Origin of the sequence: Streptomyces sp. NPDC057623, assembly GCF_042800355.1 — a bacterium.
GTDB lineage: Bacteria > Actinomycetota > Actinomycetes > Streptomycetales > Streptomycetaceae > Streptomyces.
In genome coordinates this window covers 52,312-73,633 of record NZ_JBHVGZ010000001.1, presented here as the reverse complement: position 1 = coordinate 73,633, position 21,322 = coordinate 52,312, and the positions used below count along the sequence as shown (strand labels likewise).

General features: G+C 71.6%; 20 protein-coding genes. 10 read left to right on the top strand and 10 right to left on the bottom strand.

All coding sequences use genetic code 11. The features are described 5' to 3' along the window. Window positions 1–93 precede the first annotated feature (93 nt). A complete protein-coding gene (locus tag ACFU95_RS00340; protein ID WP_383819600.1) occupies window positions 94–597 on the top strand; it encodes a hypothetical protein in 504 nt (167 codons plus the stop codon). A gap of 117 nt (window positions 598–714) precedes the next feature. Then, on the top strand, window positions 715–1,329 hold the full coding sequence (locus ACFU95_RS00335) for a hypothetical protein (protein WP_383819597.1): 615 nt from the start codon (window positions 715–717) through the stop codon (window positions 1,327–1,329). A gap of 40 nt (window positions 1,330–1,369) precedes the next feature. On the opposite strand, the gene ACFU95_RS00330 is transcribed toward ACFU95_RS00335, so the two are convergent. Further along, a complete protein-coding gene (locus ACFU95_RS00330) occupies window positions 1,370–1,858 on the bottom strand; it encodes a DUF1877 family protein (RefSeq protein ID WP_383819595.1) in 489 nt (162 codons plus the stop codon). Between the two features lie 172 nt (window positions 1,859–2,030). Here ACFU95_RS00330 and ACFU95_RS00325 point away from each other — a divergent pair, with 172 nt between their 5' ends. Then, entirely contained in the window at window positions 2,031–2,426 is a 396-nt protein-coding gene (locus ACFU95_RS00325; protein WP_383819592.1) for a hypothetical protein, read from the top strand. 219 nt (window positions 2,427–2,645) lie between these two features. Here the strand turns inward: ACFU95_RS00325 and ACFU95_RS00320 are convergent, their stop codons facing one another. Continuing rightward, window positions 2,646–3,536 (bottom strand): septum formation family protein, encoded by an 891-nt coding sequence (locus tag ACFU95_RS00320; protein WP_383819590.1) that lies wholly within the window; start codon window positions 3,534–3,536, stop codon window positions 2,646–2,648. Between the two features lie 301 nt (window positions 3,537–3,837). Between ACFU95_RS00320 and ACFU95_RS00315 the strand changes: the two genes are divergently transcribed. The 4 genes from ACFU95_RS00315 to ACFU95_RS00300 all read left to right on the top strand — a co-directional run bounded on the left by ACFU95_RS00315 (window position 3,838) and on the right by ACFU95_RS00300 (window position 7,978). Further along, on the top strand, window positions 3,838–4,455 hold the full coding sequence (locus ACFU95_RS00315; RefSeq protein ID WP_383819587.1) for an RNA polymerase sigma factor: 618 nt from the start codon (window positions 3,838–3,840) through the stop codon (window positions 4,453–4,455). A gap of 211 nt (window positions 4,456–4,666) precedes the next feature. Beyond that, entirely contained in the window at window positions 4,667–5,461 is a 795-nt protein-coding gene (locus tag ACFU95_RS00310) for a hypothetical protein (protein ID WP_383819584.1), read from the top strand. A 202-nt stretch (window positions 5,462–5,663) separates the two neighbouring features. Next, a complete protein-coding gene (locus ACFU95_RS00305; RefSeq protein ID WP_383819582.1) occupies window positions 5,664–7,169 on the top strand; it encodes an ATP-binding protein in 1,506 nt (501 codons plus the stop codon). 374 nt (window positions 7,170–7,543) lie between these two features. Then, the gene (locus tag ACFU95_RS00300; protein ID WP_383819579.1) at window positions 7,544–7,978 is read left to right on the top strand and encodes an S-4TM family putative pore-forming effector; all 435 of its coding nucleotides are present in this window, start codon (window positions 7,544–7,546) and stop codon (window positions 7,976–7,978) included. Here ACFU95_RS00300 and ACFU95_RS00295 read toward each other — a convergent pair. From ACFU95_RS00295 to ACFU95_RS00260, 8 genes are all read right to left on the bottom strand, one after another. Further along, window positions 7,875–8,144 (bottom strand): hypothetical protein, encoded by a 270-nt coding sequence (locus tag ACFU95_RS00295; protein WP_383819576.1) that lies wholly within the window; start codon window positions 8,142–8,144, stop codon window positions 7,875–7,877. The two genes, ACFU95_RS00300 and ACFU95_RS00295, sit on opposite strands and share 104 nt — an antisense overlap. Before the next feature lie 272 nt (window positions 8,145–8,416). Continuing rightward, a complete protein-coding gene (locus tag ACFU95_RS00290; protein WP_383819574.1) occupies window positions 8,417–9,502 on the bottom strand; it encodes a hypothetical protein in 1,086 nt (361 codons plus the stop codon). Between the two features lie 190 nt (window positions 9,503–9,692). Next, entirely contained in the window at window positions 9,693–11,249 is a 1,557-nt protein-coding gene (locus tag ACFU95_RS00285; RefSeq protein WP_383819572.1) for a prenyltransferase/squalene oxidase repeat-containing protein, read from the bottom strand. A 192-nt stretch (window positions 11,250–11,441) separates the two neighbouring features. Next, a complete protein-coding gene (gene ispG, locus ACFU95_RS00280; RefSeq protein WP_383819569.1) occupies window positions 11,442–12,578 on the bottom strand; it encodes a flavodoxin-dependent (E)-4-hydroxy-3-methylbut-2-enyl-diphosphate synthase in 1,137 nt (378 codons plus the stop codon). Continuing rightward, window positions 12,575–14,464 carry a 1-deoxy-D-xylulose-5-phosphate synthase gene (locus ACFU95_RS00275; RefSeq protein ID WP_383819566.1) on the bottom strand — a complete coding sequence of 630 codons (1,890 nt, stop codon included), beginning with the start codon at window positions 14,462–14,464 and terminating at the stop codon, window positions 12,575–12,577. The genes ispG and ACFU95_RS00275 overlap by 4 nt, the downstream gene beginning before the upstream one ends. Next, a complete protein-coding gene (gene ispH, locus ACFU95_RS00270; RefSeq protein WP_383819564.1) occupies window positions 14,461–15,696 on the bottom strand; it encodes a 4-hydroxy-3-methylbut-2-enyl diphosphate reductase in 1,236 nt (411 codons plus the stop codon). Before ispH ends, ACFU95_RS00275 begins: the two co-directional genes overlap by 4 nt. A gap of 138 nt (window positions 15,697–15,834) precedes the next feature. Further along, entirely contained in the window at window positions 15,835–16,626 is a 792-nt protein-coding gene (locus tag ACFU95_RS00265; RefSeq protein ID WP_383819561.1) for a polyprenyl synthetase family protein, read from the bottom strand. Next, a complete protein-coding gene (locus tag ACFU95_RS00260; RefSeq protein WP_383819559.1) occupies window positions 16,623–16,886 on the bottom strand; it encodes a hypothetical protein in 264 nt (87 codons plus the stop codon). The genes ACFU95_RS00265 and ACFU95_RS00260 overlap by 4 nt, the downstream gene beginning before the upstream one ends. Before the next feature lie 377 nt (window positions 16,887–17,263). On the opposite strand from ACFU95_RS00260, the gene ACFU95_RS00255 reads away from it, so the two are divergent. The 3 genes from ACFU95_RS00255 (at window position 17,264) to ACFU95_RS00245 (ending at window position 21,067) form a co-directional block, all read left to right on the top strand. Continuing rightward, window positions 17,264–18,619, top strand: coding sequence for a hypothetical protein (locus tag ACFU95_RS00255; protein ID WP_383819556.1), 1,356 nt, complete (start codon window positions 17,264–17,266; stop codon window positions 18,617–18,619). A 754-nt stretch (window positions 18,620–19,373) separates the two neighbouring features. Further along, window positions 19,374–20,036: an RNA polymerase sigma factor gene (locus ACFU95_RS00250; protein ID WP_383819554.1), complete on the top strand. Its 663-nt coding sequence runs from the start codon at window positions 19,374–19,376 to the stop codon at window positions 20,034–20,036. Continuing rightward, complete coding sequence (locus tag ACFU95_RS00245) at window positions 20,036–21,067, top strand: hypothetical protein (protein WP_383819551.1); 1,032 nt, start codon at window positions 20,036–20,038, stop codon at window positions 21,065–21,067. The genes ACFU95_RS00250 and ACFU95_RS00245 overlap by 1 nt, the downstream gene beginning before the upstream one ends. Window positions 21,068–21,322 lie beyond the last annotated feature (255 nt).

Here is a 21,322-nt window from a genome sequence, read left to right as displayed (position 1 = left end):
CCTGTCCGGCGGATGGGCGTGCCAGGCCCCGCGCCGCCGGCATGATCCGCCGGACAGGCCCTGGCCGTACCGAACAGCCAGGGGGAATCGGAAATGGGCTACTGGGGGTACTTCGTCGTGGGCCGCGGGGAGCGGCCGCTGACGGAGCTGGACGCGCTGGCGGGCGCCGAGGGGATGACCCTGCGCGAGGAGGCCCCCGGCGGCTGGCAGGTGTGGGAGTACCCGAGCGGCGACGGCGACATCGGCAGCATGAACGCCCTGTCCGGTGAGACCGGGGCACCCGCGCTCTTCGGATACGTCATGGACAGCGCCTCCGTGGTGGTGGAGGCGGCGGCGCCGGAGAGCGGGGCGTGGACGACCTGCCTGGCGCGGGCCGCCATGGGCGGGTACCTCGGCGCCGGCAACGAGGGGCTCACGCTGGAGGACTACTTCCTCGAACCCGGTGACGCCGCCGAGCGTGCCGTCGCCTGGGCCGCCGAGGCCGGCCACGAGGTGAACGCCGAGTCAGTGATCGACGTACTCACCTCTGCAGCGGATCCTTTGGCCGAAAACCTCTTCTTTCGGCTGCTCGACCGGCTCGGCGTCGTACCCCTGTGACACTCACGGGCCGTTGCACGCAGTAAGGGGAGGTGTGGGCTCCGTTAAGGACGGGGCCTTCCAGGGGCCTGTGCGGGGACCCCGACCCTCATGACTGACCCGCTTAGGGAGGCGTGGATGAGCCTGGTGGAACTGATCGCTCAGGCCGACGAACGCGGACTGGCCGCCAGCGGGTTGGCTTGTTTGGATCGGTGCGTGCCCCTGCTCGGGGGTGACGACGAGGTCCTGCGGCCGCTGTGGGCGAACCTCGCGGTGGGCGGGGAGCCGGCCGCGTGGGGCGAACTGCTGGAGCAGGTACGCGCGAAGCTGGGCGTCGCCGAGATCGTGGACGACGAGGACGTAGAGGACGAGGCCGCGCTGCTCGCCCGGCGGATGCTGGCCGCCGCGCCGGCCGTACGGTCCGCCGCCGAGGCGCGGATCTGGGCCGACGCCTGCTCCGTCGCCTCGCTCCAGATACACCGGCTCCTGGACCCCGCGGAGGACGACGCGTCCGCGGCCGGAGCCCTGCCCGAGGCGATCGGCTCGGCGCGCGCGGCGGGGGCCGCCCCCGTGGAGGGCCGTACGGCGGGCATGTCCCCGCTCGTCGCCGCCGAGCTGCGCCGCCAGATCGGCGTGCTGGAGATCCTCGCCGGGCATGGCGCGGGCGGCCTGCGCCGGGCGCTGGAGGTGTCGACGGAAGGGCGGCGGGTGCTGCGGGCGGTCGTGTCGCGGCGGGCTCGGGGGAGGGGCTGACGCCCGGGCCGTCCGGCGTTCCCGTGTCCTCCCGCGGCTGTCAGGTCATCAGCCACTTCACCACCGCGTCGCCGTACCGGGCCGTCTGGGCGTAGAAGGCGGACAGGTCGCGGTGTGTCGCCGCGAAGAGACCGCGGACTTCGGGTTCCGCGTCCGTCGCGCCGTACGGCCGCAGCAGCTTCAGGCGCGCGTGGCGCCACAGGTCGTCGAAGTCGGCCGTCCTGAGGTACTCGGCGACCCCGATCACCTGGGCCGCGGTGAGCAGCAGGAACGGCGGCAGGGGCGGGTCCGGGTGGAAGACCGGGCGGCCGCCGAGGACCACATGGGTGCGCGGGCCGTCCGGCGCCTGGTTCGGGGGGATGCCGCAGTAGAGGAGTTCGACCTCGCCGTACTGCTTGTCGAGCACCTCCTCGCGGTGCCGGCCGATCCGCTCCCGCACGATGTCCCAGTCGTCCTCGAACTGACGCCGGAACCAGGTCGGGCTGTTGCGCAGTGCCGAGGGCGGCACCGCTCGGAGATGGAAGTACATGCTCATCAGTGACTGGAGCGCATGGGAGCGGCGAAGCGTCACTCCCGCGTAAACCTGGCGTCTGAGGGAGTCCTGTGACTGTCATGGGGTGGACGTGGGGCGGTCCTGCACCGGTCCCGGGCAACCCCCGAATCCGGGTGACGAAACGTAGTTCGGCCACGCTCTCCAGGATGTGACGACTCAGCAGGAAACCAGGCCCCCAGCTGCGACCAAGCCGGTTCGTTGGGCGGCGGACGCGGTGGCGACGATGCGCGAGGGGGCGAGACTGCGACTCGACTACTCGGCGCAGAGCCTGTGGCGGGTCGACCGGATGATCGAGGAACTGCGCCGCGAGCGGACGCCGTATGCCGCCGTGGAGCACACACTGCGCGGTCTCGGCGCGTACGCCGGTGAGGTGATCGCCCGTCAGACCGGTGCCGAGTGGTGGGCGTCGGGCGGCGACCACTGGATCCGCACGCCCGACGGACGGCTGTGGGACCCGATCGACGAGGCGCGGCGGTGCTTCGGGGGCGACGGGTCGCTGCGGTTGCTGTGCCGGGACGCGACCAGCGGTTGGTCGCGGGGGTAGGGCGACCTTCGTGGACATGACTCGGCCGGGACCCCGTGAATGGGCGGGGTCCCGGCCGGGTCAGCTGCGCTCGGCGGATGTCTCGGCGGCCATGGCGTCAGCGTCTGGCCCAGGTGGGCGCCGGCCCGGCCGCTCTCCCCGGTGCCGGCCGCGAAAGAAGCCGGACGCGCGAGCGGGGCCGGGTCCTTGGCGGCCCGCCCCCGCAGGCCCGCGAGGGCGTCAGCTCGCCCAGACCTCGGCGTCGTCGGCCGGGACGGTGGTGGCCAGGCCCAGTTCCTTGCGGGCGGCGACCGTCTTGTTCGGGTCGATGCCGGTGAACGCCGGGTCGTAGGCGATGTAGAACGCGTCGGCGTCGGCGGCGTTCGCGGCCGTCTTCCAGTGCGCGGCCGTCTTCGTCAGCTGCTCGCGGAGCTTGCCGACCTCCGTGCCCTCGATGCCCTTCAGGCCCTTGAGGTGTGCGTCGAGGGCGGCCGCGACGGCCTTGGCCTGCGCCTTGTAGCCGGCCAGGTCCGCCTCGACGCTGTCCTTCTCGGACTGGTTCGCCCACAGAGCGTCGTACACGGCGTTGGAACCCGTCAGGTACGTGCTCTGCGCGGGCTTCAGGGTCTTCGCGTCGGCCTTCAGCGTGCCGGTGAAGTTGCCCGATTCCTTGTTGTAGGTGCAGGTGACGGCACGGTCACCCGTCGCCCAGCTCTCCTTGGTCGGGGTGTAGTAGAAGATGCTGACGCCCTTGGGGAGCGCCCAGGTGTCCGGGGCGAACTTCCCCGCCTCGGCCGGGCATCGCTTGTCGGCGATGGCCGAGATCGCGTCGTCGCCGGGGTACGAGGACCCTTCGTCGATCTTGAAGTCGGCGACGACCTGACCTGTGTGCGCCTCGGTGCACGGCACGATCTCGACGAGGACCTCCTCGCCCTCGCCCTTGTTGTTGGGGTTGTAGCAGTCCCCGACGGCCAGCGAGAACACCGAGCGCTGGCGGGCCACCTTCTTCGCACCGTCCGCGGCGCTGTCGACGGCGTCCGAGACACCCGAGCACCCGGTCGCGCCGATCGCGAGCAGGGCGACGGCGGCGGTTATGCCACGAAGGGAACGGGAAGATCGAACGATCGACATGACGTGTACATCCTCTTATGTGATCTTTATGAGGGCCGCATCGTATGCCATTCCCGGGGCTTGGCTGTGCGAAGGTCCGCGAAGCTCAGCGACGGCCTGCGACGGCCCGGGAAGGCCCCTGCCTCGGCACGGCGTCAATGTGACTCGCGATGAGCCGCAAGGGTTGTATCCCGGCCACATCTCGGCCGTCCTGTGACACTTCTGTGAGGCCGGGCGCTGTTGACCGTGGAGGGGCGTGGGCAAGGGTGGCCGCATCGCGAGGTGCGGATTCGCCGCGAACCGGTACGGACGAGGACAGTTCTTGGGCCAGGGAGGGGAATCCCGCCGCGTGCACGCGCACGACGGGGAGTTGAGCGTGGCCGTGGCGCGGGCTCAGGAAGGTGACGAGGCCGCCTTCGCGGTGGCGTACCGGCTGGTGCAGCCGGGACTGCTCGGGTACCTGCGCGGGCTGGTCGGGGGCGACGCGGAGGACGTGGCGTCCGACGCCTGGCTGGAGATAGCCCGCGACCTGGGCCGCTTCAAGGGCGACGGAGCCGGGTTCCGGGGCTGGACCGCGACCATCGCCCGGCACCGGGCCCTGGACCATCTGCGCCGGCAGAAGGTACGGCCCCGGCCGTCGGCGCTGGAGAGCGACGTACTGGACCTGCCCGGCCCGCACAGCACGCACGACCAGGCGCTGGAGTCGATCTCCACGCAGAGCGCCCTGGAGCTGATCGGCGGGCTGCCGAGGGACCAGGCCGAGGCGGTGCTGCTGCGGGTGGTCGTCGGCCTCGACGGCCCCGCCGCCGCACGCGTCCTGGGCAAGCGCCCGGGTGCGGTACGGACCGCGGCGCACCGGGGGCTGAAGCGCCTCGCCCAGCAGCTGGGCGGCGCGGGTGTGACGGATGACGGCCCCCGGACGCTGGGGGAATCGAAATGAACAGTGAGCGTGACGGCGGCGGCAAGGGCGGCACCTCAGCGTCTCGATGAGGCGAAGCGGGGTGTGCGCGGTGAGTCGTACGGGGCGTGAGAGACGTACTGGCTCTACGAGCTTGTGTGTCACAGCTGTCACGAAGGTCACGTAGAGCACGTACGACACGTGCATCACGGAGGCCGCATCGGGCCAGGTCGGACAGGAGCAGGAAACGGACATGGGTGAACAGCAGAACGGCGGTGGGACCCCCGGCCGTCGGCGTGCGCACCCTGACGGCCTCGCCTTCGGGCACGCGTCCGGACGCGCCGCCGGCCCGGACGTGGTGCGCGACGACGCCGCCCTGGAGGCGCTGCTCTCCGCCGCCGTACTGCGCGGACACCGGGCGGACGTCGAGGGCGAGCAGCGTGCTGTGGCCGCGTTCCGGGCCGCCCGCGCGGCGGGGGCGCACCGGGCGCGCACCCGGCGCCGGGACGACTGGCGGCCCCGCGAGCCGCGGCGCCTGGCACTGTCCGTGAAGACCACGCTCTCCCTGTTCGTCGCGAGCCTCGCGCTCGGCGGCGTGGCGGTCGCCGCGATCGGCTCGTCCGGCACCTCGGACGCCCCCGACGGCGACAGGACCAGCCGGCCCACCCCGTCGACCAGCACGCCCGGCCGGCCGCCCGTCGACCCGTCCGCCGCGTCGTCCGGCGCCACCGCCGGGCAGCACGGCCATCCCGCCACCGCCCAGGACACCGAGGCCAAGTGCCGTGCCTACGACCAGGTCGAGGGCAGCGGCAAGGCCCTGGACTCGACGGCCTGGCAGCGGCTCGTCACGGCGGCGGGCGGCGCGGACAAGGTGGCCGCGTACTGCGCCGAGCAGCTGGCGCGGGCGGCGGGGCCCGAACCGACGAAGAAGGCCGACACGGGCGGTGCCACCGGCAACGGCCAGGGTTCGAGCGGGAAGGACGCGTCCGGCGAGAACGCGTCCGGCGAGAGCGCCGAGAAGCCCGACAGGGCTGAGAAGAAGGACTGAGATCCTCGACCGAGGCAACGGCCGGGGCCGCCACCCCTGGCCCCGACAGAAACACAGCAGGGCTCTGAGCAGGCATTTTGTTGCCAGGATGGGTGTCCTCGTTTGTTGACTGGTCCAGTCGCCGGGATAATGATCAGTTCGAACGCATCTCGTCGAAGTAGACTTAGACGGAATACGTCGCAGTCGAGATGCGGGAGAGTGAGTGGAGAAGGGCCTGCCGGTCAAGCCGGACGATGTGGTCGACCGGGACCGGGAGTGGGGTCTGCTCGCGGAGTTCCTCACCGATGCGGACCCGGCGATGCGGCTCGGCATTGTGTCGGGGCGGCGGCGGCACGGGAAGTCGTACCTTCTGCAGGCCCTGTCCGAGCAGGTCGGCGGTCTGTACGTCACGGCGGTCCGGGAAGAGGGGCGGCTGCCCGCGATCCAGCGGTTCAGTGACGCGGTCGCTACGCATGCCGGTCTGAGGCCGGGCAGTCTGCGCCTGACCGACTGGCGTGACGTGTTGTCCAATGCCCTTGAGGTGACGGCCCGCTCGGCGCATCCGCTCCTGGTGATCGACGAGTTGCCGTATCTGCTTCAGCATTCGCCCGAGATCCCGGGACTGCTCCAGCAGCTTTACGACGAACGCCAGCGCGGCGCCCGGCGTGGTGCCGGGCCGGGGCCGCGGCTGATCCTGTGCGGCTCCGCGATGAGCGTCATGCACGAACTGCTCTCGGGAACCAAGCCGCTGCGGGGCCGGGCCGTGGTCGATCTACGGCTGGGCGCCTTCGACTACCGCGACAGCCGGGACTTCTGGCAGATCACCGATCCGCTGACCGCGCTGAAGGTGCATGCGGTGCTCGGTGGGGCTCCGGGATACCGGCCGGTGGCCGGCCGTCCGCATCCGGACGACGGCTTCGACACGTGGCTCACCCGCACACTGCTCGATCCGGGCCGGGCGGTGTATTCGCGTACCGAGACCGAGTATCTGCTGCGCGAGGATCCCAGGATCACTCAGCACACCCTGTACTACGACATCCTCACCGCGATCGCGAACGGCGCCACCACCCCCAGCAAGATCGGGGCCGCCCTGGAGCGCCCGCGCAATGCCGTCGCTCACCCCCTGGGCGTGCTGGAGTCCACCGGCTACATCCGCAGGGAGCAGGACATCCTCCGCTCCAAACACCCTGTGATCACCCTTGCCGACCCCGTCATCCGCTTCAACCAACTCATCACCCTCCCGCAGGCGACCGCCGTGGAGCAGGGCTTCGCCGAGCAGGTCTGGCAGCAGGCCGCCCCGACCTTCAACTCCAAGATCCTCGGACCGCACTTCGAGGACCTGGCCCGCGACTTCACCCGCCGCTACGCCCACACCCTGCTGCCCGGTGGGCTGCCCGGCCCGGTCGGCACCACCGAGGTCGCCGACCGGGCAGCCCGGACCAAGCACGAGGTCGATGTCATCGCGCTGGCAGCCGGCGAGCGCCCCCAGGCACCCCGAGCGAGGATCGCGCTGCTGGGCGAAGCCAAGGCGACCGCCGCCCGTCGTGGGACCGGTGACCTGGAGCGCCTCGAACGTATCCGTGGCCTGCTCGCTGACCAGGGGTACGACACCGCTGCCACCACTCTGGCCCTGTACTCCCTGCACGGCTTCTATCCCGACCTGGTCGACCTGGCCAATCGTCGTGACGACCTCCTTCTGGTCGACCTGCCCGCCCTCTACGGCAGTTGACCCAGCCGGCCAGGGCTCGTGCTGAAGCTTGCTGAGCCATGGGCGGAACAGCGCGATGCGTGCCTACGTGCAACGGCTGTTGGCGTGCCCCTGGTCCGCCTTTCGGCCCACCGGCCCTTGCTTCTTGAGCTGTCCTGTCCCGCCGCGCGAAGATGGGGCCGGATTGGGCGCCTCTGCGTCCGGGCGGCGGTGTCCTCCCATGCGGCGTGAATCATGCCCCCCCCGGCGACTGCCGCTCCGCGTTCTTCTCTGCCCAGGACCGACCGGTCCGGAAGGGATTTCGTCCTCGCGCATGTAGATGTTGCCGAGGCGGCCGGGGCGGGTGCACGGTCAGTTACCGGGGGCGACTGACTGCACCGCCAGGGCTGCCAGACATGTGGAACTCGCTACGTAGATCTGCACACGGGGGAGACGTCGCCCTGTCTCACCTCCGCAACCAGTGGGCACAGACGCCGAGTTCGGGAGTCTCGGTCGCCCTGGCCGTCGCCGGCCTGCTGACCGGCTCGGGTTCGCGATACGGCACCGCCATCACCCGCGGCGGCACGCTTTGGGCCGCGTTCTTCATGGGAGTGATGGCACCCTGGGCTGAACGGTACCTGCGGATCGCCGCGACTCTTCAGGTGATGTTCGACGCCGACGTCCTCGGCCTGCCGTGGAACAGCGTGGCAGTCGGGAACCGGATCGGAGACGACGAGGTGAGCCGACTCAGTCGGCGCTATCACGGCGGCGAGGACCGGCTGCGGGGCTACCACCTCGTGGTGGACGTACTTCCTCAACCAGGATTTCCGGAGCGGAGGCTCCCGAGGTGAGACCGACCGTGGTGGCTTCTCGGAGCCAGGCGGGATCGACGTTCTCGGCGTTTCGACCAGATGCGCGGGTCTCGGTGCCGGCATTGAGGGCGAATTCCATCAGGCGCTGGGAGTTGGGCGAGTTGCGTGAGCCCACCACGAGCACCAAGTCGGCGTCGGTGGCCATTCGCAGATGTTGTCGGAGGGCACGAGACGGCTGAGTGGGCATGGATTCTCCAGGCGGAAAGGGGTGAAGAGGTCCTCTCCGGCGTGGGCCTTGGCGACCACGGGCGCCACCGTCTGCGGCCGGAGCAGCCGTTGTGGCTCCTGGTGGGCATCGAGGCTCGGGGTGCATTCGGGCGGCAGCCCCTGGAGCGGCGGCATCGTGGGCGGTTGGGCCGACTGGCTTGGCTCGTTCAACTGGCCGATGTTTCAAGCCGACTTCCAGCAGGCGGGGCGCTACACGCGCCACCACCAGCTGACCGAGTCGATGTCGAGCGGTTGATGGGAGGTCGCACCGCACTGGTCGGTGAACCCGGGCGGGGTGAACATCTCGGCGCTTGCGGGGCTTCCGTCCTGGTAGCGGTAGCGGTGGCTCTCCTGGCTGAACTGCATGCAGCCACGGATGTACGCGCCGAGCGCGCTCAGGTACGTGTCGACGATCGGGGGATGGTCGTCGCGCAGGACCTGTTCGCGTAGGTCCAGGAACCGGTTCACGATGCGTTCGTAGATGACGACCGCCTCAGCGACCGCGTCGGCGATCGTGCCGCTGTGTTCGTGGCGCAGTACGTCGATCAGGTTGTGCAGGTCACTGGAGCGGGCGGCTTCCTTGCCGTGGGAGAAGGCTTCGTGGCCGACGGTCGCGGCCAAGGCGGCCATCTCGGTGAGGGCCCGCAGCCTTGAGTCCGCGAAATGCTCCGGCCCCATCCCGTGGGTGCCCACCAGGGCTGGGAAGAGAATGAATGGCGGGCTGCCGCCGGTGTAGATGCGTGAGTGCAGCGCGTCGCTCAGAGTGGGCGGGATCCCCCGCTCGTTGGCGGCGATCCGCCAGAGTTCGCTTACCGCCTGGGCGTGCAGGGCCGCTTCGAGCCGCTCGCACAGATAGGGCGGGCAGGAGGCGCGGAAGTCACGCAGGATCTCCGCCAGCGCGTGGGCATAGGGTCCGTCCCTTTCGCTTGCCGGCTCCGGGGCGGCCGCCGTACGGACCGTGCGGGCCAGGAATGCCGCCGCACCGGCCGTGTCCAGGCGGACCGGCCCTTCGTCGAGGAAGTCGTCCACCGCGACAACCCACATGGACATGTTCGCGGCCACCTGCAACAACTCCGCCGGACCGGCCGGAACGATATAGCCGACCAGGGCCCCGATCAGCTGGCCTGAGATGCGCTCCTGCTCCTGCGGCGGGTAGAGACCGTGGCGTCGCATGAACTCGTTCGCGCCGAGATCGACGGTGTGGGTGGCCGGGTGCTGCTGGAACGGGATCGGGCAGTACACGGGTGGCACATCGATCTTTTGGATGTCTGGCACGGAGGTCTTCGGCAGGGTCATCGGCTCTCCTGTACGGGGCAAGTGCGGGCGGTCGTGTCCGGCACTTGGTCGGGCGGGGCGGTGAAGGCACTGTCGGGGTGCTGTTGGGCAAGGTCGAAGGCGTGGGCTGAGTAGGGGAAGGACCGGTCTGCTCCCTTGCGGCCTGGCGGGGGTGGCCCCGGTTTCGGTGAGCGGCCTTGCCGTGCGCGGGTCATACCGCCGCCGACTGGGGTCGTCCGTTGGCCGGGTGTGCCTCGACGGCCGTGTTGAGCGCTGCCAGGGCGTGGACGCCAGTCAGGACCGGGAAGTCGAAGGGGAGAGGTCGTGGGCCCACTTGGTCGGGCGGGGCCGTAAAGCCGCCCTCGGGTTCCTGCTGGTCGAGGAGGTGGGCAAGAGCGCGGCCGGCTGTGGTCGCGGTGCCGTGCCGGACGATGACGGGTACAGCCTGTGCGGTGGACAGGGCGTCGCTCGTGTCGCCGTTGCGCTGGCCCCAGCCGCCGTCGGGGTTCTGTGTCTGTTCCAGGCGCCGCACAGCCTTGGCGGTGGCCGCGGCGATGCGAGTGCGGGCCGTAGGGGAGACGTGGGCCGTGGTGCGGCCGAGGGCCTCCACCACGTAGACGATGACGCTGGACTCGCTGAGTGTCCAGCTTCGCTGCCATGTTCCGTCACCGCCCTGGACATCGAGGAGGAAGTCGACGGCCTGGTCGAGGATGCCGGAGTGGCGTCGCCAGTCGGGGGCCAGCGCGATGACGGCCCCGGCGGTCATGTCGGGCTCGGGGGCGTGTCCGCGGACATAGGTGGGCCAGCCTCCGGCAGCGTCGGCCATGCGGCGCAGGTAGTTGTCGGCCCGGCCGAGCCTGTGCTCGTAGGTGTTCGGGCCGGCCAGGCGGAGCAGCCTGGCGCACCGACTGGTGTCGTCGACATCGCTTTGAGTGGTGGTCTCGTCGTAGCCCCAGCCACCGTCCGCGAGCTGCCGGTCCGCGACGTAGGCGGCCATCCGTGGGACCACGTCTCGCCGGTCTCCGGCGCCCGCCAGAACGGTCCCGGCCAGTGCGGTCACGAACACCTCCTGTCCGGCGATGAACGGGATCCCGCGGTCGGCGTTCTGGACCCGGATGAGTACGCACAGGCCGTCGCGCAGCAGCGCGCCGCCGGGCTGATAGGTGTGCAGGGCGTGCAGAGCGATCAGGTGTGCCAGCGCGTTCCCCTGCCATACCTTTCCCGCGTCGAAAGAGCTAAGGGACGCGGCCATCCGGACCCGGTCGGTGTCCAGGCCCGGGGATTCCTCGTCGCGGTGTGCGGCGTGGAGGATCCGGACCGCGCGGAGGGTCACGTCGGTCCAGACCGCCTGTTCCTCGTCCGGGACGCGCCCGGGATCCGTGCGGCCGTCGAAGGGCAGGGCACCCAGCACTGCAAGGAGTGTTTCGAGAAGGAGTTGTTTCCGGGCGCCGGTGAAGTGCCGGAAGCCATCCAGATGGGCCCGTACCTCCGCGCTCGCCACCGGCCGGCCCGTGACGGCTGCTGCCGCGGCGGCGTCCAGGAACCCTGCCGGGCGCGCCCGGCCCAGGAAGCCGGTCAGGGCTTCTTGCGTGTCGGGGCCGGCTCTTTCCTTGCGCAGCAGACTGAGTAAGAGGGCTGATTCCAGGATCCGGCTGGCGCATCGGTCCCGGATCGCACCGTCCGCTTCTACGCGGCGGACCAGGTGGTCATACAGGCGCTCGCGGGCGGAGAGGATGTGAGCGTAGGGCCAACTGACGGTCGTGGTCATCAAGTTCTCCCTCATGTGGCATAGGGAAGTCCCGCAGTGGCGTGGGTACGTCCAGGGGCAGGGGCAGGGGCAGGGGCAGGGGCCGGTCCTCGGCCGTGCGTGTCTTGGCGTCGAGGAAGCTGCGCAGCGCATGGTCGATCCGGCTCTGCCCGTGCGTGAGGTTGCTGGGTTCGGTGTTCGGTGTCGGGGCGGTCATGGGGTCTCCCCTGTCGGCTCGGTGGGTGTTTCGTTGGTCAGGCGCAGGGCTTCGTCGAGGAGGGCCTCGACCACGCGGGACTCGGGCACGGTCTTGATGACTTGGCCGCGGACGAAGATCTGGCCTTTGCCGTTGCCGCAGGAGACGCCGAGGTCGGCTTCGCGGGATTCGCCGGGGCCGTTGACGACGCAGCCCATGACGGCGATGCGCAGGGGGTGAGGGAAGCCGTCGAAGGCGGCCTCGACCTGGGCGGCGAGGCGGTGGATGTCGACCTGGAGTCGGCCGCAGCCGGGGCAGGAGACGATCTCCAGTTTGCGGGGGCGCAGGCCGAGTGAGGCGAGGATGTGGTGGCCGGCTTTGACCTGCTCGACGGGGTCGGTGGACAGGGAGACGCGGATGGTGTCGCCGATGCCGTCGGCCAGCAGGATGCCGAAGGCGACGGCGGATTTGATGGCGCCCTGGAAGGCGGGGCCAGCCTCGGTCACACCGAGGTGGAGGGGGTAGTCGCAGCGTTCGGCGAGCAGCCGGTTCGCGGTGATCATCGTGAGCGGGTCGTGGTGCTTGACGGCGATCTTCAGGTCCCTGAAGCCGTGCTCCTCGAACAGGGAGCACTCCCACAGAGCCGATTCCACCAGCGCTTCGGGGGTGGCCTTGCCGTACTTGGCCAGGAGCCGGGGGTCCAGTGACCCGGCGTTGACGCCGATGCGGATCGGCACGCCCGCGTCGGTAGCGGCGCGGGCGATCTCGCCCACCTTGTCGTCGAACCTCTTGATGTTGCCGGGGTTGACGCGTACGGCCGCGCAGCCGGCGTCGATGGCGGCGAAGACGTAGCGGGGCTGGAAGTGGATGTCGGCGATCACGGGGATGGGGGACTTGGCGGTGATGGCGGGCAGGGCGTCGGCGTCGTCGGCGGAGGGGACGGCGACGCGGACGATGTCGCAGCCGGCGGCGGTGACTTCGGCGATCTGCCGCAGGGTTGCGTCGATGTCGGCGGTGTTGGTGGTGGTCATGGTCTGCACGCTGATGGGCGCGCCGCCGCCGACGGGCACGGTGCCGACACGCAGTTGGCGGGTGCGGCGCCGTGCTGGAGTGGTTGGCACGGCGGGCAGGCCGAGGTCGGTGGTGGGGCTCACGGTCGTAGCTCCTGGGGCTGGTGCGCGAGGGCGGCCCGGGCGCGCAGGACGGCGTGGACGATGCCTGTGGTGGTGAGGCCCGCTGCCGTGAGGAGGTCGTTGCGGGTGCCGTGGGGCAGGAAGCTTCCGGGGAGGCCGAGGACGCGGACCGGGACGGGGCAGGCCGTGTCGGCGATGGCCTGGGCGATGCGGCTGCCGGCGCCTCCGGCCCGGGTGTTGTCCTCGATGGTGACCACGAGGCGGTGGCGGGCGGCGAGTTCGGTCAGGGCGGCGGGGACCGGCTGGACCCATCGGGGGTCGGCGACGGTCACGCCGATGCCCTGCCCGGCCAGATAGCGGGCCGCCTCCATGGCGGCGGAGGCGAGCGGGCCGACCGGGATGAGCAGGACGTCGCGGACACCGTGTGCGTGGAGGATGTCGAGGCCGTGTTCCTGGCGCAGGGTGGCGATGTCGGGTCCGGCGGTGGCTTTCGGGAAGCGCAGGGCGGTCGGGCCCGCGGTGTGGGTGACGGCTTCGGTGAGCAGTTCGCGCAGCCGGGTGGCGTCGCGGGGCACGGCGACGCGCAGGCCGGGGACGGCGCCGAGGATGGTGAGGTCCCACATGCCGTGGTGTGAGGGGCCGTCGGGGCCGGTGATGCCGGCCCGGTCCAGGACGAAGGTGACCGGGAGGCGGTGCAGGGCGACGTCCATCAGGACCTGGTCGAAGGCGCGGCCGAGGAAGGTGGCGTAGACGGCGACGACGGGGTGAAACCCGCCCAGGGCGAGGCCGGCGGCGGAGGTGACGGCGTGCTGTTCTGCGATACCGACGTCGTGGAAGCGGTGGGGGAAGCGGGCGGCGAAGCGGGACAGGCCGGTGGGGCCGGGCATGGCCGCCGTGATCGCCACCAGGTCCTCGTGCCGTTCGCCGAGGCGGCACAGTTCGTCGGCGAAGACACTGGTCCAGCTGGGGGCGCCGCCACTGCTGGTGGCGGGTCTGCCGGTGGCCGGGTCGAGAACGCCGACGGCGTGCATGCATTCTGCCTGGTCCTGCTCGGCGGGCGGGTAGCCCTGGCCCTTGACGGTCACCACGTGGACGACGACGGGCAGGCGGAGGTCGCGGGCCATGTGCAGGGCCTCTTCGAGCGAGGGCATGTGGTGGCCGTCGACGGGGCCGAGGTAGGCGAAGCCGAGGAGTTCGAAGAGATTGCGGGCCACCGGCAGTGGACCGGCGACCGGAGCGCCTGGCGGAGGGGAGGCGGTGAGCCAGTCGATGCTGTCGGTCGGTTCCTCGCGCAGCTGCCGCAGGTGCTCGGCCAGGGCGCCGATGGTGGGGGCGTAGGAGCGTTCGTTGTCGTTGAGGATGACGATCACGGGCCGGTCGGGAGCGGCGCCCAGGTTGTTGAGGGCCTCCCAGGCCATGCCGCCGGTCATCGCCCCGTCCCCGATGACCGCGACCACCGCCCGCTCGCTGTCCCCGGTCAGCTGCCGGGCCTTGGCGAGGCCGTCCGCGTAGGCGAGGGCGGTGGAGGCGTGCGAGTTCTCCACCAGGTCGTGCTCGGACTCGGCCTGGTTGGGGTATCCGGACAGACCGCCGGCCTGGCGCAGCCGGTCGAAGTCCCGGGCCCGGCCGGTGAGGAGCTTGTGGACGTATGCCTGGTGGCCGGTGTCGAACAGCAGCGTGTCGCGGGGCGATTCGAAGACGCGGTGCAGGGCGAGGGTGAGCTCGACCACGCCGAGGTTCGGGCCGAGGTGCCCGCCGGCCGCGGCGACCTTCTCGATGAGGAAGGCCCGGATCTGGGCGGCCAGCCGATCCAGCCGCTCCTCGGGCAGAGCGCGCAGGGCCTTGGGAGTGTCCGTCTCGTACAGCAGGGAGAAGTCCGTGGGCCGGGGTGTGGTGCGAGTGGTCATCGGTCGTCCTTGGCTGCCGGATCGGTGGTGGGCCTGCGCACGGCGGCGGGCAGGGCGAAGCTGACCTGCTCGGTCGTGGTGGTGTGCTCGCGAACGGTGAGGGGGCCGAGCCCGGCCAGGGCGGCGACGGTGTCGTGCACGAGGGCGGGTGGGGCGGACGCTCCCGCTGTCAGCCCGATCGTGCGGGCCTGCTCCAGCCAGCCGGGCCGGATGTGCGAGGCGTCCTCGATCAGCTGCGCCCGGCAACCGGAACGCCGGGCGAGCTCGACCAGGCGTACGGAGTTGGAGGAGTTTGCCGAGCCGATCACGAGGATCAGGTCGGCCTGTTCGGCGACCGCGCCCAGCGCGTGCTGGCGGTTGGTGGTGGCGTAGCAGATGTCGTCCGCGCCCGGGCCGGACGCGGCGGGGAAGCGTTCCAGAAGCGCGGTGATGGTCTCGGCGGTCTCGTCCACGGCGAGGGTGGTCTGCGTCAGGTAGGTGACCTTCTCCTCGTCCGGCACCTTCAGGGTGGCGATGTCGGCGGCGGTCTCCACCAGTACCGTCTGCTGTGGTGCCTCGCCGAGCGTGCCCTCGACCTCCTCGTGCCCGGCGTGCCCGATGAGCACCACCGTGCTGCCGCGCTCGGCGAACCGGCGTGCCTCGGCGTGCACCTTGGTCACAAGCGGGCAGGTTGAGTCCACCACGCGCAGCTGCTTGCGGGCCGCCTCGGCACGCACTCGCGGTGACACCCCGTGGGCGGAGAACGCCACGCGGGCACCGTCGGGCACCTCGTCCAGCTCGTCGACGAAGACCGCGCCCCGGGCGGCCAGTTCGGCGACGACATGCTGGTTGTGCACGATCTGCTTGCGCACATACACCGGACCGTCCGCGCCCCGGTCGTCGAGCAGGTGCTCGACCGTGTCGATGGCCCGCTCCACCCCGGCGCAGAACGACCGGGGGGAGGCGAGCAGCACCGTGCGCGGACCCGCGACCGCCGCCCAGGAATCCACCGCGGCACGCACGTCAGGGTGAGGCTCCGTGACCCGGGCACACACCGCGAGCCCCACCTGATCCCCGCCGCCCGCGGGCATCTCCACGACGGACGCGGCGTACGTGTACTGCGCGCCTTGGGGCAGCAGTTGTACCGGTCCGGTGCGCACCGTACGGCCGCCGCGGGCCAGCGTCCCGGCGAGCAGCGTCTGAGCCGGGCACGGCACCACCTGGCCATCGCCATGGCGCACCTCGGTAGCCACGAGTACCTCGCCGGGGCCGAGACCTGGAACGGGTGGCGCACACCCTCGTACGGCAGACAGAGCGGACGCCATGAGGAGCACCTCCTTCGGATTCCCTGAGATCACGAGCTTGTGGGCAGGCCGGTCCGGCGCGGGAGCTCAGGCAGACCGGTGGGTCATCAGATGGACCAGGGCGGTCAGATCGTGCACGGCGGCGGGGGCGGGGTCTGCCTCGTCGAGGGCGGTGAGAGCGTGCCGTAACTCCTGGGCCGCCGTGCGCTCGGCAGTGGCCCGACCGCCTGCCTCGTCGACCAGGTCCACGGCCTGTCGTACGGCCTTCTCGTCCAGCGGTCCGGGCCTGGCGTAGAGCTCGGTCAGGCGGTCGCCGGCCTCGGTGCCGGAGCCCATCGCGGCCAGTACGGGCAGCGTCTTCTTGCGCGAGGCGATGTCGCTGCCGACGGGCTTGCCAGTGGCGGCCCGGTCGCCGTACAGGCCGAGCAGGTCGTCCGTGATCTGGAAGGCCAGACCGACATGGCGTCCGAACCGCTGAAAGCGCTGCGCCCGCTCTTCCTCCGCCCCTCCCGCGAGCGCACCCAGCGCACACGCGGCACCCATCAGCGCGCCCGTCTTGCCCACGGCCATCGCCGTGTACTCGTCCGCGCTCACGTCGTCGCGCTGCTCGAAGGCCGTGTCCAGCGCCTCGCCCTCGACCAACTCGACGACAGCGGCGCAGAGCAGTCCCACCGACCGGGCCGCGACCTCGGCCCGGCGGGCCTCGGCGACGGCCTGCAAGGCCAGGGCCAGTAGCGCGTCCCCGCACAGCAGCGCGGCCGGCACTCCGAACACCGCCCACACCGTGGGCCGGTGACGGCGTAGTTCGTCCCGGTCGATCACATCGTCGTGCACGAGGGAGAAGTTGTGCACCAGTTCCACGGCCGCCGCCGCGCTCACGCGTCCTCGGCGCGGCCGCCCGCTGCCGTGCAGCAGCCGTACACCAGCGCGGGCCGCACCGACTTGCCGCTCACCGGCGCGGCCAGTGCCTCGCCCCGCTCATCCAGCCGGCCCAGGTGATAGCCGGTCAGTCTGCCCGTCAGCCCCGGCAGCCGGGAGACCCAGGCCCCCAGCGCAGGTTCCGTGAGCCCTCGCGCGTTTTCGAGGAGCCGGTGGGCCGTGGGTGGCGCGGGCGGATGCTGAACTACGGGCACAGTCATGGGGTTTGCCTCAGGTGTGGCAGGAGGGGCAGAGAGGGCGCCGGGGACGCGGCACCACTTCCATGGCACCCTCGGCGCGCGCACGCCGGTAGGGGACGCCGGCGGTCAACACGTTGAATGTGTTGAATGCAAAACCACCTGCGTCCGTGGCTCCGCCGCGTCGTCGCTCACGTGCTCGGCGCCCTTGCGCTCACCGTGCTCTGGGAGCCAGGAAACGGGCTGAGCAGGCCGTTGGTACTGCTGATTCGAGTCGGGGATCGGTGCTCTGGTAAGCGCTTCCATGCTCCTGGTGTGCGCCCTGCCAGGGATCCGGCGGTTCGCTCACGCTTGGTTCCCTGCGGACCCCTCACCCCCACGTCTGCAGGAATGGATCCGCCATGGCGCCGCCTCGGCGTGCCCCGAACCTTCGGCTGCGTGCGCTGCTCGCCGAGGCGGGCTGGAGCCAGGACGTGCTGGCCAGAAAGGTCAACAGCCTGGCGGCGCTGCGCGGTCTGCGTACGCGCTACGACCGGACCTCGGTGGCCCACTGGCTCACGGGCTCCCTTCCCCGCCCGCCCGTGCCGGAGCTGATCAGAGAAGCCTTCTCCGAGCGTCTGGGGCGCACTGTCACCGCGCTGGACACCGGGATGCCGGAAGCCGGGGGACTGTCCGAGTTCTGGGCCGTGCCGACCCTGGGCGATCCGGTGGCGCGGCTCGCCATGATGGCCGCCGCCGAACTCGACCCCGTCCACCGCGCGGAGGCCCGTGCGCTCGGGTACAACGCCGGGGCCGTTCTGCCGCCGGGACCGCGGGAGGATCCCGGGAAAGTGGTGGCCGAGGGCCCGCCGACCCTCCCGGCCCACGCGATCCGGCAACTGGCACGTTTGTACGTCTTCCACATCGAGGCGTTCGGCGGCGGGCACGCAAGCTCCGGACTTGCCGCGCATCTGGCGGGCAGCGTCCCGCAGTGGCTGCGCTGGGGCGGCAGCGACCGCCGCGTGCTCTTCCGCGGGGCGGCGCAACTGACCCACCTGCTGGCCCTGTCCGTCGCCGACATGGGCGCGGAGGGGCAGGCGCAGGGCTACCACCTGGCCGCGGCACGCCTGGCCGTGGAGGTGGAGGACCGGGCCATGTACGCGTTGAGCGTGCGCGCACTGAGCACGCAGGCCCTGCGCACGGGGCGCGTGGAACTGGCCGAGCGCCTGGCCCGGTCCGCGTTCGCCGCCGCACCGCCCGACGCCTCCCCCGCCCTGCACGCCTACCTGGAGGCACAGCTCGCGGTCACCCACGCCCGTACCCGACGCCGGGAGACCGCCCTGACCGCCCTGGCGGCAGCCGAGCAGAGCATAGGCCGGGCCGAGGACGCCGACGGCAAAGGTCCCTTCGACAGGTACCCGCTGGCCGACTTCAGCTACCAGCAGGCCATGGCCCTCAGCGCCCTGGGCGAGCGGCGCCCGGCCCTCAGAGCGCTGCACACCTCCCTGCGCCACCGCGGTCCCACCCGCCCCCGCTCACGGGCGCTGACCAGGGCCCGGATCGCCGAGGTCTACCTCGCGCAGGGCGACCTGGAGACCGCCGGCGCCCACTGGTACACCGTCGTGGAAGAGGCCGCGCGGCTCGATTCCCAACAGGTCCAAAGCCGGCTGGCCCACATGCGCCGGGAACTGCACCCCTACCGGCGAAGCCGCATCGTCAGCGCCCTGCTCGCCCGCGACGCCGAACTGGCGGCCACCCGGACGGAACCCCGCGGATAGCGGCCACCGGGACGGAGTGGTGGATTGGGTCACATGATGGATCCCTTCGTCACGGCCGAGCAGATGCTCGCCACGACGGCAACGACACACTCCGCGAACGCTGGGCGGAGACCGGTGCGCCCACCCCCGTCGGCTGAGGCGGGTGGCCTGGCGCCGGTTCGCGTCTCAGGGTTCGGCTCCCCCGCGCTCCACATGTCCACGGGAGGGCCCGCCTCAAGGCCGACGTTTCCTGCGTCTGTCCATCGATGCCAGTCACCAGCACGGCCGTGGCCCGGCGGATGCGAGGGCGGGAGAGCGTGTCACGGGGCACCCCATGAACAGCCCGATGCCGGGCACCGGGCAGTGGAAGAGCCGGCGTCCGGGACGGCTCAGCGCATCGGCCCGGGGAAGATCTGGCGAGATGTCCGATCGCGTTGGTCACGCGCTGGCCGCGTTGGTCACGAAAATCGCGCATCGACGCAGGTCAGGGCTGAAAACCGCGGAGACGACCGGGGCCGCCACCCCCCACAGGAGAGGCCCCGGCCGTCGCGCGGCACGGGCCGCGCGGCGGCCCGTACTCTCTACAGCGCCATGACTGCGTTTTCTGTCACACCTGGGCGGACACATTCGCGGATTCCCGGGTAGTTGCATGTTGTACGGACATGGACGAGCAGCGCTTTCAGGCCGTAACGTGCCTTTCGCGCCGGACGCGGAGGGTGTATGACCACCGCAACGACCTGCGGTCTCGGAACCGCAACCACCAATTGAGGTAGCAGTGCTGGGGGACGACGCGGAGTTGACCACCGCGGTGCTTGCCGCACAGGACGGGGACGAGAGTGCGTTCCGCACTGTGTACCGCTCCGTGCACCCGCGGCTGCTCGGGTACGTACGGACGCTGGTCGGCGACCCGGACGCCGAGGACGTCGCCTCGGAGGCGTGGCTCCAGATAGCGCGTGACCTGGAGCGGTTCAGCGGGGACGCGGACCGCTTCCGCGGCTGGGCCGCCCGGATAGCCCGCAACCGCGCACTGGACCACATACGCATGCGCGGCCGCCGCCCCGCGATCGGCGGCGACGAGACGGAGCTGACCGGGAAGGCCGCCGAGTCCGACACGGCGGGCGAGGCCATGGAGGCCCTGGCCACCGACGGCACCCTCTCCCTCATCGCGCGACTGCCGCAGGACCAGGCCGAGGCGGTCGTGCTGCGCGTGGTCGTGGGCCTCGACGCCAAGACGGCGGCGGAGACGCTGGGCAAGCGTCCGGGCGCCGTACGGACCGCCGCGCACCGGGGTCTGAAGCGGCTGGCCGAGCTGCTCGGCGACGATCCGGAATCGGCCGGGGTGCTCGACGCCCTGCCTCCCCAGCGAGGAACCCGCGACCGTGCGGTGACGTCTGCGAGTGTGACGCAAAGCGTCACGCGGACGCAGAAGGATGTGTGATGGCCGACGAGCAGTACAGGTGGCTGGACCGCGAAACGGCGGAGCGATTGCTGCGCGGAGAGTCACTGGAAGCTGTCGACCCGGCCGACCGGGACCAGGCCGAACGCCTCGCCAAGACGCTTGAGGCCCTGACCGCCGAACCCCTGCTGAGCAGTGCCGAACTCCCCGGAGAGGCCGCCGCGTTGGCGGCGTTCCGCGCGGCGCGCCCGGACCGGGACGCCGCCGCCGTGACCGTCGGCCCACGCTCCGGCACCGCCGCCACCCAGGTCACCGACGTCGGGCTGGTCCGCATCGGCGCCCCCGCCCGCGCCGCCCGTCGCCCCCGCCGGGGCCGTCCCGTACGGCTCGGTCTCGCGGCCGCGCTGGCCGTTTGCATGGTCGGCGGGGTCGCCGTCGCGGCCGGAACCGGAGTCCTGCCGACGCCGTTCGTCGGTGACGACGGGGGCCGCCCGGCCGCCTCGGTGTCGGCGCCCGCGCCGGAGCGTCCGTTCGTCTCGCCCTCCCCCGACAGGGGTGTGCGGGGCGGGCCCACGCCCGACGAAGGCGGCGAGAGCCCCGCCGGTCCGGGCACCACCGAGGAGGCGGCGCCCGGTGGCACCGCCACGGACCGCGGATCCGCCGCCGACGAAGGTGACGACGCCTCCGGCGGCGGGTGGAAGGCCCTCACCTCGTACTGCCGTGACCTGCGCGACGGCAAGCAGCTGTCCCACGACCGCCGCCGCGCCCTGGAGAACGCGGCGGGCGGCTCCGAGCACGTCCGGAAGTACTGCAAGAACGTCCTCAAGGCCCCGGGCGGCGCCGCCTGGGACAAGCCGGGCAAGGACAAGAGCAAGAGCAAGAAGAACAAGGACAAGAACAAGGACAAGAACAAGGACCGGGACCGGGACCGGGACGGAGACCGGGATCGGGACCGGGAGAAGCGCGACGAGGGGGCCCGCGACGGCCGCCGGGTGGACGCCGCCGCGGTCGCCCCGCTGCCCGTGGCCGACCTTCTGTCGGACCAGGTCCTCATTCCGCTCACAAGCCGCTGACCTGCGGTTTTGTGATTCGCGGAAAATTCTTCGCGGCAGGAGTGACGTTTTCGGCCGCCACGGCGCTGATCTGAGTGAGCCGACTGGTCATCGGCCGTCGCACAGAGCCGGGGTTCCCCCCGTACCTGCGGCTCGTGCATCGGCGGGGGGGGGGGGGGGGGGCCCCCCCCCCCCCCCCCCCCCCCCCCCCCCCCCCCCCCCCCCCCCCCCCAACCCCCCCCCCCCCCCCCCCACCCCCCCCCCCCCCCCCCCCCA